Consider the following 12,186-nt stretch of genomic DNA (forward strand, 5'->3'; position numbering starts at 1 on the left):
CCGCTCTATGGTTGACCCAACCCAAGTTCTACAAGAACCTATCTCCCCGGAAATCAAAACGCCTAAGTTGCATCGCTTTGCCCTGTTTGCGTTGGCAGCTGTTTTGGTGGCTTTTCACTTAAGCTTGATCTTTTCAGGCTTGGTGCCAAACCTGGTGAGCCGCCCCCTTCACATGGCGCTTATTCTGCCTTGGATTTTGGTTTTTAGTTCCAGAACTACCGGATGGGGTTCTAAAGTGAGCGGAGGAGTGCTGACGATTGCAGCTGGAGCATGTTGTATCTGGATTGCCTTAAATCACGACATTCTTGCAGATCAATACGGTTTTTTGGAAAACGATCTGCAAACCGTTATGGCGATAACCCTTCTGGGCGTCATTCTGGAGGCGGCAAGACGGGCGATTGGTTGGCCTTTACCGATCGTTGCTGCCTTGGCATTGCTGTACGGAGTATTGGGGCAATACATTCCAGGGGAATTTGGGCACGCAGGAACGCCACTTAATAGCTTTTTGGGCACACTGACCATTGCCGAAGGTGGGATTTGGGGTAGTTTGACAGGTGTATCTGTCGGCATTGTTGCGATCTTCGTTATTTTTGGCGCCGTCTTGAATGCAGGTGAGGCCGGGCAAGGCTTTATGAATGTCGCTGCTGCGGCGGCTGGGCGGCTAAAAGGGGGGGCTGCTAAGGTGTCCGTAATCTCTTCCGCCCTGTTTGGCTCTATATCTGGATCAGCATCAGCCAATGTGGCTTCAACAGGCGCGATTACTCTGCCAGCGATGACAAAGCTCGGCTACCCCAAGCGTCTGGCGGCGGCGGTAGAAGCGGTTGCATCATCCGGTGGCCAGATCATGCCGCCACTTATGGGGGCAGGGGCTTTTGTCATGGTTGAGCTTACAGGTGTACCTTATACCAGTATCATGGCAGCCGCTTTATTACCTGCTGTTCTCTATTTTGTTGCGGTTTGGGTGGGGATAAACGCCTATGCAGAAGATCATGACCTCAAGGGTATTGCTGATAAAGACAAACCAAAGCTGAAAGATGTTCTGATTACCTCTGCTTTCTTTCTTGTTCCCTTCACTGTGCTTCTTACGGGAATGTTTGGTCTTGGGGTTACCCCTCAATACGCTGCCTGTATGGCGATTATCGCTGGCGCGGTGATGTTGTGTGGTAATAAAAATCTAAGTTTTGATCTTAAAGAAATCTCACAACGATTTGAAAATGCAGTTATAAACTCTGCCAAACAAGTTTCAATGATCGCTGCCATCATTCTGTGTGCCTCCATTATTATCGGTGTTCTTTCTATCACTGGATTGGGGGTAAAGATCACCTCGATGATCTTGTCCGGTTCTGGTGGGTTACTCTGGCCATCCTTATTTCTAACGGCTATTGCGTGCCTTGTTTTGGGGATGGAAGTCCCAACAACGGCGGCTTATGTGATCTGTGTATCGGTTGCAGGCCCTGCCTTGATATCGCTAGGATTAGAGCCACTTCAAGCACACTTGTTCGTTTTTTGGTTCGCCCTGCTTTCCACGATTACCCCACCGGTTTGCGGAGCCGTTTTTATCGCTGCGGGGATGATCGGCGAAAACTGGATTAAGGTTGCCTTAACGGCCATGTCATTGGGGGTCGGGCTCTATATCATTCCCCTCGGCATGATTGCGAACCCGGATATCCTTGCCCTGTCGAGTTCTCCGGTATTGGCAATGCTTGCTTTTGTTCAAATTGGACTAGGACTGAGCTGCATATCTTATGGACTTATCGCAGCACGTTCGATCCTACCAAAGGTCGGTATTATTGGGTTGGGATTGGTCGTTATCTTTTTTTTGGAGGTAATATAAGTTTGACGGTAAAGGGAGACACACTTCGGTATTATGCTAAAAATGCAGAAGAATATGCAAAAAGAGAACCCGACAAAGATTTCCTGATAAAGCGAGCCTCCTTTATATCCCGCTTCTTGCCGGGGAATAAAATACTCGAGCTGGGGTGCGGTGGGGGACATGATGCCCTGACTTTTATGGAATCTGGGTTTAATGTCACCCTATTAGACGGATCAACAGAGCTCGCGGCTTTGGCTGAGAAAAGAACGGAACGGGAGGTTCTGGTTAAAGATTTCTCTGAAATTGAATTTCATAATGAATTTGATGGTGTGTGGGCTTCAGCTTCCTTACTCCATGTGCCTTCGGATAATTTAGCAAAAATATTTGATCTCATAGCTAATAGTCTTAAGAGAGGAGGGGGCTTAACAGCCAGTTTTAAGGAAAAAGATCAAGATTGGGTTGATAAGTTTGGTCGTAAATTTTGTGGGATGGATGTTGAAAAACTAAAATTTTTATTAAAAAACAGTGGGTTCCAAGTAGAGAAAATTGAGACGATTGATGGTTTTGGAAGCGATAATAAGCCGACACGCTGGATTTGGGTGGATGCGTTGTACAAAACCTGACCGAAAAAAAACTTAATAATGAAATAAGTGACCTCTATATTTTAAGGGTTTTGACCGAGAGTTATCTACGACAAGCATCATAATTATATCATCATTATTGACATAAATACGTGTCCTGAAGTACTGGTAATTTCTAAACTAACAGGAGTTGTGGTTCATGGACTGGGAAAACGTATTTGCCTCGCGATCATCGCGGATGAAAGCCTCGGAAATCCGGGAGTTACTTAAACTTTTAGACCAGCCAGATATCATTTCCTTTGCAGGTGGTATTCCAGATCCCGCACTCTTTCCTACGGAAGAATTCCAGCAGGCCTTTACCAATACTTTGAGCGGTGAAAAACAAACCGCTGCTTTGCAATATTCTGTTAGTGAAGGCTATGTCCCTTTGCGTCAGTGGATTGCCGGGCAAATGGAAAAACTGGGCATTCACTGTTCCATTGATAATATCCTCATTACCTCAGGATCTCAGCAGGCGTTGGATTATCTTGGTAAGCTGTTGTTGTCTCCAAATGATACCGCTCTTGTAACCTGGCCGACTTATATGGGCGCTCTTGGGGCCTTCAATGCCTATGAGCCTGTGTATGACCGCTTGATGGCCAACGGCAACCGTTCTGCGGCGGAATACCGGGATACTGCGGCCGATAACAACAGTCGGGTTAAGTTCGCCTATGTGTCAGTCGACTTTGCCAACCCAACGGGTGAAACGCTGGATCGTCCCGGTCGCGAACGCCTTCTCGATCTTGCACAAGATCTGGACATGCCAGTGATTGAAGATGCCGCTTATCAGTCCCTGCGTTATGACGGCGAAGCCATCCCGCCGATACTGGCCCTTGATATCGAACGCAATGGACACATTGATAAAACCAGAACCCTTTATTGCGGTAGTTTTTCCAAAACGCTTGCGCCGGGGTTGCGCGTGGGCTGGGTCTGCGCTGCACAGCCTGTGATCAGCAAACTGGTTTTGATGAAACAAGCCGCAGACCTGCATTCTTCGACCATCAACCAGATTGCAATCCATGAAGTTGCGTCCAAAGGTTTTGACAAACAGGTTGCCAAGATTTCTGTGGCCTATTCCGCCCGTCGCGATTGTATGCTTTCTGCCCTGGAAGTACACATGCCCGAAGGCGTAAGCTGGACAAAACCGGAAGGCGGGATGTTTGTCTGGTTAACCCTTCCTCAAGGATGGGATGGCGCCGATCTTTTGGCCAGGTCAATCGAAACTCAACGGGTTGCCTTTGTTCCCGGTCACGCTTTCTACGCAGACGGATCGAACCGCAATACAATGCGTCTGAGCTTTTCACAGGCAAATGAAGAGACCATCAACGAAGGTATTCGCAGGCTAGGTATGTTGTTGAAATCTGTATGAGACTTTTAACCTAACAAATTTAGTTTCTAGAATTTACTATCGTGATACGGTGAGGGGGCAATTAACGTTGTCCCCTTTTATCGTATGGGTAGCTAGAAAATTTTCATCTGTTTTCGAGAAATTTGCTCTAAGTAAATCCGATGGTTATGATCCTGATCACACCTTAAAATATGCATCTGAAAAGGTAGGAGTGTCGTTGATTTTACTTTTTCTGCCTTTAAATTTAAATCTAAAGATATCCTTTTAATACATGGAAGACATTATTAATTTTTTGATTCCAGCAGACTTAACTGTTGAAGTTACCTTGCTGCTTATAGCGGCCAGCTTTATCACGTCCGGTATCACTACTGCCGTGGGGCTGGGAGGTGGATTAGTGATGCTGGCGATCATGGCTAATGTTTTACCTGTTGTCGCCATCATCCCTCTGCATGGTGCGGTACAAACCGCGAATAATACCAGTCGTGCGTATTTGTTGCGTCGTCATATTAACTGGAAAATCGTAATCTGGTTTTCATTGGGCGGAATTGCTGGCATTACTTTTGCCAGTCAAATCGTGGTGACACTACCACTTTATCTTCTACAGTTAATCATGGGGTTATTTATTCTCTACAGCGCGTGGGGGCCTAAGTTTAAGAACATTAGCAATGGCCGGAAATCTCTTGTTTTTGGTGGCGTTATTTCAGCTGTTACCTCCATGTTTATCGGAGCTTCCGGGCCTATCGCTGCAGCATTTCTACCAAAATCAAAATTGAGCCACTTGGAGATTGTTTCAAACCATGCGGCTATTATGCTCTTGCAACATAGCTTAAAGATTATCGCATTGGGGCTTTTGGGTTTTGTTTTCACGCCTTGGGTCGGCTTGTTAGTTGCGATGTTACTATCTGGTTTTTTGGGGTCATTGGCAGGTCGATCTATTCTATGGCGGATCCCCGAACGCATGTTCAAGATCGTCTTTAACACTGTCCTCACACTATTGGCTTTCAGAATGCTCTATCAGGCCATTATTCAAGTCACTTGAGAGGATAATCTGAACGATTTCAGCGCTCTTCATCAAAGTGGATCATGGGGGCAAATTTAACCCGTTTGATCGCAAAATAGCTATTGATAGAACGGATCTCTGGTATGGCGGCCAAGGGTTCTGTGATGGTTTCTTCAAAATCGGCCATGTCTGTCAAAATGGCGATAAAAAGGAGGTCTTTATCTCCCGTGACGTTATAACACTGAGTAACTTCGGGAATATTGCGGATAGTTTGGATTGCTTTTTCTCGTGCCTGTAAATTGTGTCCAGTTAATCGTACTTCCGAGATTGCCACCAAACTGGCTCCAACTTTTTCCGGATTAACGAGGGCAACTTCCCGTTCTATATAGCCTTCGTCACGCAATCGTTTAACCCGTCGCAGACAGGATGGCGCAGAGGTTGCGGCCATTTCTGCCAGTTCGACATTGGTGATTTTACAGTTGTTTTGCAGGATATTCAGTATTTTTCGATCAACCTGATCCAGATCAGCCCGTCGTGATGTCATCGTGATTAACCTTAATCCAGTTTTGATCCATAAATTCAAAATACGTCAATAATATGTCGTCATACTTCATATATTCAATGATTATGATTATATATTCCAAAAGAATCCAACATAATGCACCTGTAACCATGACGACTATGATTGTATTTTAAAGAACACAGGGTGCTCAATGCGTAGAGTTGACTTCAGGAGTGACACACTCACCAAGCCGAGTGAGGAAATGCGGCATTGTATGGCAAATGCTGAAGTTGGTGATAATTTTTACGGGGAAGATCCCACAGTTAGAAAGCTTGAAGACCATGTTGCTGAACTTCTGGGCAAAGAAGCGGCTCTATTTGTTTTAAGTGGAACCATGGGAAATCTGATTTCTGTGCGTAGCCAGGTTTCACCGGGCAAAGCCATGATACTCAGTGAAACATCACATCTACACCTCAACGAAACAGGGCATCTGGCCTCTGTCTGTGGGTTGACTTCTTACCCAGTTCAGACCATCCATGGATATTTTGACCTTGATATGTTGAATGAGCGCTGGCTGGTAATACCTGCGGGTTCTCACCCATCAATTCTTAGCCCCTCACTCGGTGGGATTGCTGTTGAGAACACCCATAATGGGGACGGGGGCTGTTGTGTTAGCCTTGATCATATCCAAGCCATCTCTGAATTTGCCAAAGCTCGGTCTATTCCTCTTCATATGGACGGCGCGCGATTGTTCAATGCATCGATATCTTTGGGGGCTACACCGGCTGATTTGGTTCAGGATGTGGATAGTGTTTCTTTTTGTCTGTCCAAAGGTCTGGCCGCACCAGGTGGTGCGCTTATAGCGGGACGCGCAGATTTTATTGAAGAAGCCAGACATTGGCGGCAAATGGTTGGAGGAGGGATGCGTCAAGCGGGTATTTTCGCGGCTTCGGGCCTATTTGCACTGCGATATAACGTTGATCGTCTTCGTGAGGATCATCACGTTGCTCAAAAGTTGGCAAAGGGTATAAGTGAAATGGGCTTATCCGTAAATCTGAGCGCCGTAGATACCAATATTGTCATGTGCTTTATTCCTCCTGAATTAGGAGATCCGAATGATTTTTACAATGATCTGAGGGATGTTGGCGTTTTTGTCCTGCCACCCAAGAAAAATCGTCTTAGGTTCGTGACCCATGCTGATGTATCTGAGAATGATATTGATATGGCCTTAGCACAGATATCTTCACTCGTAGCAAAACGGCAAGGTAAGATATAATGTCCAACGAATTAATTTGCGTTGCTGATGTCAAAAATACACTTGGGGAGGGGCCTGTTTGGGATGAAGTGGAAAATACACTCTATTGGGTCGACATAACAGAGCAAAAGCTTTTCAGATATGCCCCCTCAACGAGGAAAATAGACGTTTGGAAAACCCCATCTAAATTTGGCTCGTTTGCTCTGAGACAGAATACATCTGGTATGATCATTGCCACGAAAAACGGAATTGTGCTTTATGACCTTCAAACAGGGATAGAAGAGCAAATATCATCTGTCGAGGATGAGTTGATTGAAAACAGGATGAACGATGGGAAATGTGATCCTGTTGGGCGTTTTTGGTGTGGGACTATTCATGAAGTCTCTGATCCGGCACTACGTAAACCAATTGCATCAGTATACAGGGTTACCCCGGATCGACAGGTCAGAAAAATGCTCAATGGTATTAAAACCAGTAATGGATTTGCGTGGAGCCCGGATGGTAAGACCATGTACTTCGCCGATACGCCAACACAAACCATCAGTGCCTATGATTACTGCTTGGAAACAGGGAGAATTTCATGGGGAAGAACCTTTGCTACGGTTCCCAAAGAAAACGGACGCCCGGACGGGGCAACTGTTGATGCTGAAGGCTGTTTGTGGAGTGCACATTTTGCTGGTGGTCAAGTGACACGATACTCTCCTGAGGGAGACATTCTCCAGGTCATTCATTTGCCGGTCAGGAATGTGACGTCCTGTATCTTCGGGGGAGGAGATCTCTCAACGCTTTACATCACAACCGCACGTGAAGATCTTACGCCACAAGAACTTGAAGAACAACCTTCCGCGGGTGGCCTTTTCGCAATTAAACCGGGTGTTTCCGGACTCAAAATGAACCGCTTTAACGGTTGAAGACTGCAAGGCTAAAAAAAGCCTACAAATTGGAGATTAAATTGAAAAACATATTGATTACGGGTGCTGCTGGTCGTCTTGGTCGAGTTTTGCGACAAGGTTTAAAAAGAAACGATCGGTGTCTTCACTTGTTGGATATTGCCCCATTAGGGGATGAACAAGACAATGAATGTCACTTGAAAGTTGATGCAACGGATTTGAATGCCGTGGTTAAGGCAATGGAAAACATAGATATTATTGTCCACCTTGCAGCCTACCCCGATGAAGCGGACTGGTCACAGATCTTTCCGTTAAATTATAATCTGACTTATAATGTGTTTGAGGCAGCGCGCATTTCTGGTGTTAAACGTGTAATTTTTGCTAGCTCTATTCAGGCCGTTGGTTTTCATCCTATTGAAACCACAATTTCTGATACGGCAAGACTTCGTCCAAGTGGGTTTTATGGAGTATCAAAGGGTTTTGGTGAATCGCTTGCAAGCTTGTATGCGGACAAATTTGGCCTATCTGTTGCGTGTCTACGTGTTGCATCATTTGAAAGCAAACCCGTTGATACAAGAATGTTATCAACCTGGCTTAGTCATGAGGATGGTGTGCATTTATTTGATAAATGTATCGATGCGCCTGATTTCCACTTTTTCCGTGTGTTTGGTGTTTCAAACAATACGAGGGCACGGGTCGATAACTCTCATGTGGAATGGCTTGGCTACGAACCACAATCAAATGCAGAAGATTACCGGAAAGAAATAGAACGCAATGGGAGTGCGCTTGGACCTGTTGCGTCAGTAACACACGGCGGCAGTGCATCAGACGTTGGCTTTTGTGGGAACCTTGATCAGACTTTAAAATCTCAATAAAAAACTTAAAGGGGCTTTGTTATGCGGATTATTGTTATCACCACTGATTCGCATAATCTATATTATGGAAAATATCAACGCTTGCGACAATAACTCTCAGTGCTTTTTAAAGTTTAAAAGGATATTGTCCTGACTTTAGTATTCTCGTTCAAAAGCCAAGGATGTGTTCTATGAAAGTTATCATTGCAGGTTCGCGTACAATTGATGATTACGACGCTTTGGAAACTTTTGTTGAAAGCATTGACTGGCCAATTGAAGAAGTTGTGTCTGGTGGTTGTCGTGGTGTTGACGAACTTGGTGAGCGTTGGGCCAAGGGTAAGAATATCCCTAAAAAAGTTCTGTATGCTGATTGGGTGAAATATGGCCGCGAAGCTGGTGAACTTAGAAATCGAGACATGGCTGAGTATGCCGACGGATTGATTCTGTTGTGGGATGGTAAAAGTCCCGGAGCAAGCTGTATGCTAAGGGAATCTTCGAATGCAGGAATTGATATTCGACATCAGATCTATGGTTTTGACTGGCGAAAAATGGAGCAAGCTGAGAAAGCTATCCTAGAATATTACTGGTCTGGTAAAGGCCGCCTTGTATTTCAACATAACCACTGGGAATGGGAAGTAACTGATCCCAAAGCTCCCGTCATTCCACAAGAAGCGATTCACGGCTTAATTGAACAGGGATTTTTGGAAGAAGACACGATTATAATCTTAAAGTCTGTTCGCGAACGGCACCATAGTAAGTTGGCTTAAGCCGGAAATTCATACCATTATGAATTCTTCCTTGATCATTGTGTTGATGCCGGGTGTGGACGCCGGTTCGCCGAGTTATCGACCCTTTTCTAACGATCCTTCCCCCCTCCTCTTTCATTAATAGTGATAAGTTTATTTCCGACAAAGAAAAAGGGTCGCCAAACGGCAGCCCTTTTCCAAAAATTCTGCACTTCTGTTTTCGAAGCTTAACGCTTTGAGAACTGGAAGCTACGACGGGCTTTCGCCTTACCGTATTTTTTACGCTCAACAACACGTGCATCACGTGTAAGGAAGCCGCGAGCTTTCAGAGCAGGACGAAGGCCTGGCTCAAAATAAGTCAAAGCTTTTGAGATACCGTGACGAACAGCACCAGCCTGACCAGAAAGACCACCACCTTTTACAGTGCAAACGATGTCAAATTGACCTGAACGTTCAACTGTCTCAAATGGTTGAGCAAGCATCATACGAAGAACTGGACGTGCGAAGTAAACTGCTTCTTCACGACCGTTAACCGTAATAACACCAGTACCAGGCTTGAGCCAAACGCGTGCAATAGCACCTTTACGTTTACCAGTTGCGTAAGCACGACCTTGTGCGTCGAGTTTAGGTTCAGCAACAATCGCGCTTTCTTCAGCAACAGGAGTTACATCACCAAGATCACTCAAAGAGTTGAGAATTTCTTCAGCCATTGATTACTGGCTCCTCTTGTTCTTGATGTTTCTAGACGCAATGTCCAGAACTTCAGGCTGCTGAGCTTCGTGGTTGTGGTCAGGACCAACAACGACACGAAGGTTACTCATTTGCTGACGACCGAGTGGACCTTTTGGTACCATACGCTCAATAGCTTTTTTAACCACACGCTCAGGGAAACGACCCTCGAGAATCTGACCAGCTGTACGTTCTTTGATACCGCCCGGGTGGCCGGTGTGCCAGTAGTACTTTTTGTCAGCGAGTTTGTTGCCTGTAAGGGCAATTTTCTCGGCATTAATAATTACGACGTTATCACCACAATCCATATGTGGAGTATAAGTCACTTTGTTTTTTCCGCGTAAGATATTTGCGACTTCTACAGCCAAGCGACCGAGAACAACGCCTTCAGCGTCGATCACGAACCACTTTTTTTCAATATCTGCGGGTTTAGCAGAATAAGTTTTCATATAACAGAGCCACTGCATACTGTTGTAATAGGGAGCAAGACACACATAGTGCTCTTGCGTGGTTGGGTTCTATTACAAAGATATAGTGCTGTCAAACAGTTTAACTTTTACTGAATCTAAATAAATCAATAAAAACAATATCTTAAAAAATAGGTATTATATTACCTCAAAATTATTATCTTTTTTGTTCTTATTTTATAAAATTAAAACCAAATTCTGTTGATCCTGTATTTAAATACGTTAAATGTATTTTTGTATAAAATATAAACTAACGGAGTGTTTATGCATCTTACATCGGATGTTGTCGTTATCGGTGGTGGTATTATTGGAAGCGCAGCGGCTTTCTTTATTGCAAGCGATCCAACCTTTGACGGTAAAGTAACAGTATTAGAAAAAGACCGCAGCTATAAAAGCTCATCAACAACTCTTTCTGCAGCTTCAATCAGGCAGCAATTTTCCACGCCAGAGAATATTAAAATATCTTTGTTCGGTATAGAGTTTTTAAGAAACATTAGTGAACACCTCGCCCTAAGAGATGGCATCCAATCAGCTTCTGATCTTGATATTGGGTTACAGGAAAAAGGCTACCTCTTACTTGCTGGCGGTGACGGTCAAGAGGTTCTGAGAAACAATAATGCTGTTCAAAAAGAATTAGGGGCTGATATAGGCTTGCTGTCGCCTAAACAACTCGGTGAGCGTTTCCCCTGGATGAACTGTGATGATCTCTCTCTTGGATCTTTGGGTAATCAAGGGGAAGGATGGTTTGATGCTTATAGTTTATTGCAGCTTTTTAGAGCAAAAAATAAAGAGCTGGGTGTTGAATATATATATGACGAGGTTGTGGAGCTTAAATACAATCATAATAAAATTTCAACTGTCACATTAAAAACGGGGCAAACAATCCAAGGGACAGCATTTATCAATGCTGCGGGTCCTGCAGCATCCAACATTGCGTCAATGGTTAAAATCAATCTTCCCGTTGAAAGTCGAAAACGTTGCGTCTTTGTCTTTCACTGTAGGAATCAGATTACAAACTGTCCGTTAGTCGTCGATAACAGCGGAGTATATTTTCGCCCTGAAGGGGAGCATTTTATATGCGGAGTTTCTCCGCATGAAAACAACGATCCTGAAAATTTTGACTATCAAGTCGATTATAATCTGTTTGATGAAGCAATTTGGCCAACACTGGCTCACCGGGTCCCTGCTTTTGAGAGTATCAAACAAATAAATTCTTGGGCCGGACACTATGCTTACAATCTGTTGGATCAGAATGTTATCTTAGGAACGCACCCACAAATAGATAATCTCTATTTTGCTAATGGATTTAGCGGACACGGTTTACAACAAGCCCCTGCCGTTGGACGTGCATTATCTGAACTTGTTCTGCATGGGAACTATCGGAGTCTTGATTTGTCGGTCTTTGAGTTTTCAAGGATTCTTAAAAATACGCCTGTTAAAGAATTAAATGTAATCTAATTCTTAATTTTAGTTAACCAATTCAAAGCGTTGTAAAATATAGAGTTTAACCGTTTCCAACCTTGAATTGGTTACAGAACCTGCCTGTGATCACATTCTTACCACTTTTTTGCCCCACCACCGCGCCGATTTTTCTGCTTAAGATAATGGCATGGGAAATTTTGATAAAACATACCGCTTGGATAAGCAGGAAAAACCACTCAATTGTTCTTACAGCGAAGAGAACGATAATATCGATATTGACCGCCTGGTATGGGACGTCGAGTATCGTGAGTTGGTAAAAAGAATTCTGGAACCCAAGGGTGGCAGCTCAATTTCTATGGTTATCTGATCCTTCGTGACCTCCAGAAATTCCTTGTTTAACTCATAGCGCGTAGTTCATAAATAAAATCATAGTACCTGTCGTATATGGATGTGTTCGTTAAGACAATGATCGAAGAATTTCACCGCTAAATCCCATATGCTAATAATTTTGATCTAATGACAGTAGCAAGTCATTCTGGT

13 protein-coding genes are annotated in these 12,186 nt (G+C 44.2%); 10 read left to right on the forward strand and 3 right to left on the reverse strand.

Annotated elements, in window-relative coordinates:
• Positions 1 to 7 precede the first annotated feature (7 nt).
• The 4 genes from ACFSKO_RS18165 (at position 8) to ACFSKO_RS18180 (ending at position 4,820) form a co-directional block, all read left to right on the forward strand.
• Complete coding sequence (locus ACFSKO_RS18165; RefSeq protein ID WP_380254271.1) at positions 8 to 1,834, forward strand: TRAP transporter permease; 1,827 nt, start codon at positions 8 to 10, stop codon at positions 1,832 to 1,834.
• A 2-nt stretch (positions 1,835 to 1,836) separates the two neighbouring features.
• On the forward strand, positions 1,837 to 2,436 hold the full coding sequence (locus ACFSKO_RS18170) for a class I SAM-dependent methyltransferase (RefSeq protein WP_380254273.1): 600 nt from the start codon (positions 1,837 to 1,839) through the stop codon (positions 2,434 to 2,436).
• 157 nt (positions 2,437 to 2,593) lie between these two features.
• Positions 2,594 to 3,802 carry an aminotransferase-like domain-containing protein gene (locus tag ACFSKO_RS18175; RefSeq protein WP_380254275.1) on the forward strand — a complete coding sequence of 403 codons (1,209 nt, stop codon included), beginning with the start codon at positions 2,594 to 2,596 and terminating at the stop codon, positions 3,800 to 3,802.
• Between the two features lie 271 nt (positions 3,803 to 4,073).
• Positions 4,074 to 4,820 carry a sulfite exporter TauE/SafE family protein gene (locus ACFSKO_RS18180; RefSeq protein ID WP_380254277.1) on the forward strand — a complete coding sequence of 249 codons (747 nt, stop codon included), beginning with the start codon at positions 4,074 to 4,076 and terminating at the stop codon, positions 4,818 to 4,820.
• A 19-nt stretch (positions 4,821 to 4,839) separates the two neighbouring features.
• Here ACFSKO_RS18180 and ACFSKO_RS18185 read toward each other — a convergent pair whose 3' ends face one another.
• Entirely contained in the window at positions 4,840 to 5,325 is a 486-nt protein-coding gene (locus ACFSKO_RS18185; RefSeq protein ID WP_380254279.1) for an Lrp/AsnC family transcriptional regulator, read from the reverse strand.
• A gap of 169 nt (positions 5,326 to 5,494) precedes the next feature.
• Here ACFSKO_RS18185 and ACFSKO_RS18190 point away from each other — a divergent pair, with 169 nt between their 5' ends.
• The 4 genes from ACFSKO_RS18190 to ACFSKO_RS18205 all read left to right on the forward strand — a co-directional run bounded on the left by ACFSKO_RS18190 (position 5,495) and on the right by ACFSKO_RS18205 (position 9,049).
• Positions 5,495 to 6,559 (forward strand): threonine aldolase family protein, encoded by a 1,065-nt coding sequence (locus ACFSKO_RS18190; RefSeq protein ID WP_380254281.1) that lies wholly within the window; start codon positions 5,495 to 5,497, stop codon positions 6,557 to 6,559.
• Positions 6,559 to 7,449, forward strand: a complete 891-nt coding sequence (locus ACFSKO_RS18195) for an SMP-30/gluconolactonase/LRE family protein (RefSeq protein ID WP_380254283.1) — start codon at positions 6,559 to 6,561, stop codon at positions 7,447 to 7,449. The genes ACFSKO_RS18190 and ACFSKO_RS18195 overlap by 1 nt, the downstream gene beginning before the upstream one ends.
• Before the next feature lie 41 nt (positions 7,450 to 7,490).
• On the forward strand, positions 7,491 to 8,303 hold the full coding sequence (locus ACFSKO_RS18200) for an NAD-dependent epimerase/dehydratase family protein (protein ID WP_380254285.1): 813 nt from the start codon (positions 7,491 to 7,493) through the stop codon (positions 8,301 to 8,303).
• A gap of 170 nt (positions 8,304 to 8,473) precedes the next feature.
• Positions 8,474 to 9,049: an SLOG family protein gene (locus tag ACFSKO_RS18205; protein WP_380254287.1), complete on the forward strand. Its 576-nt coding sequence runs from the start codon at positions 8,474 to 8,476 to the stop codon at positions 9,047 to 9,049.
• Between the two features lie 206 nt (positions 9,050 to 9,255).
• Here the strand turns inward: ACFSKO_RS18205 and rpsI are convergent, their stop codons facing one another.
• Together rpsI and rplM are read right to left on the reverse strand one after the other, a co-directional pair.
• Positions 9,256 to 9,738: a 30S ribosomal protein S9 gene (gene rpsI, locus ACFSKO_RS18210; RefSeq protein WP_380254289.1), complete on the reverse strand. Its 483-nt coding sequence runs from the start codon at positions 9,736 to 9,738 to the stop codon at positions 9,256 to 9,258.
• Between the two features lie 3 nt (positions 9,739 to 9,741).
• Positions 9,742 to 10,206 carry a 50S ribosomal protein L13 gene (gene rplM, locus ACFSKO_RS18215; protein ID WP_380254291.1) on the reverse strand — a complete coding sequence of 155 codons (465 nt, stop codon included), beginning with the start codon at positions 10,204 to 10,206 and terminating at the stop codon, positions 9,742 to 9,744.
• Between the two features lie 282 nt (positions 10,207 to 10,488).
• Here rplM and ACFSKO_RS18220 point away from each other — a divergent pair, with 282 nt between their 5' ends.
• The gene (locus ACFSKO_RS18220; RefSeq protein ID WP_380254293.1) at positions 10,489 to 11,682 is read left to right on the forward strand and encodes an NAD(P)/FAD-dependent oxidoreductase; all 1,194 of its coding nucleotides are present in this window, start codon (positions 10,489 to 10,491) and stop codon (positions 11,680 to 11,682) included.
• Between the two features lie 151 nt (positions 11,683 to 11,833).
• Positions 11,834 to 12,013 carry a hypothetical protein gene (locus ACFSKO_RS18225; RefSeq protein WP_380254295.1) on the forward strand — a complete coding sequence of 60 codons (180 nt, stop codon included), beginning with the start codon at positions 11,834 to 11,836 and terminating at the stop codon, positions 12,011 to 12,013.
• The last annotated feature ends 173 nt before the right edge of the window (positions 12,014 to 12,186 follow it).

Origin of the sequence: Kiloniella antarctica, from assembly GCF_042682825.1 — a bacterium.
GTDB classification, from domain to species: Bacteria; Pseudomonadota; Alphaproteobacteria; order Kiloniellales; family Kiloniellaceae; genus Kiloniella; species Kiloniella antarctica.

Excerpts from the sequence above, each read along its gene's own strand:
- ACFSKO_RS18220 (WP_380254293.1), top strand. The coding sequence starts at position 10,489 with ATGCATCTTACATCGGATGTTGTCGTTATCGGTGGTGGTATTATTGGA.
- ACFSKO_RS18190 (WP_380254281.1), top strand. The coding sequence starts at position 5,495 with ATGCGTAGAGTTGACTTCAGGAGTGACACACTCACCAAGCCGAGTGAG.
- ACFSKO_RS18225 (WP_380254295.1), top strand. The coding sequence starts at position 11,834 with ATGGGAAATTTTGATAAAACATACCGCTTGGATAAGCAGGAAAAACCA.
- ACFSKO_RS18175 (WP_380254275.1), top strand. The coding sequence starts at position 2,594 with ATGGACTGGGAAAACGTATTTGCCTCGCGATCATCGCGGATGAAAGCC.
- ACFSKO_RS18165 (WP_380254271.1), top strand. The coding sequence starts at position 8 with ATGGTTGACCCAACCCAAGTTCTACAAGAACCTATCTCCCCGGAAATC.
- rpsI (WP_380254289.1), bottom strand. The coding sequence starts at position 9,738 with ATGGCTGAAGAAATTCTCAACTCTTTGAGTGATCTTGGTGATGTAACT.
- rplM (WP_380254291.1), bottom strand. The coding sequence starts at position 10,206 with ATGAAAACTTATTCTGCTAAACCCGCAGATATTGAAAAAAAGTGGTTC.
- ACFSKO_RS18195 (WP_380254283.1), top strand. The coding sequence starts at position 6,559 with ATGTCCAACGAATTAATTTGCGTTGCTGATGTCAAAAATACACTTGGG.
- ACFSKO_RS18205 (WP_380254287.1), top strand. The coding sequence starts at position 8,474 with ATGAAAGTTATCATTGCAGGTTCGCGTACAATTGATGATTACGACGCT.
- ACFSKO_RS18185 (WP_380254279.1), bottom strand. The coding sequence starts at position 5,325 with ATGACATCACGACGGGCTGATCTGGATCAGGTTGATCGAAAAATACTG.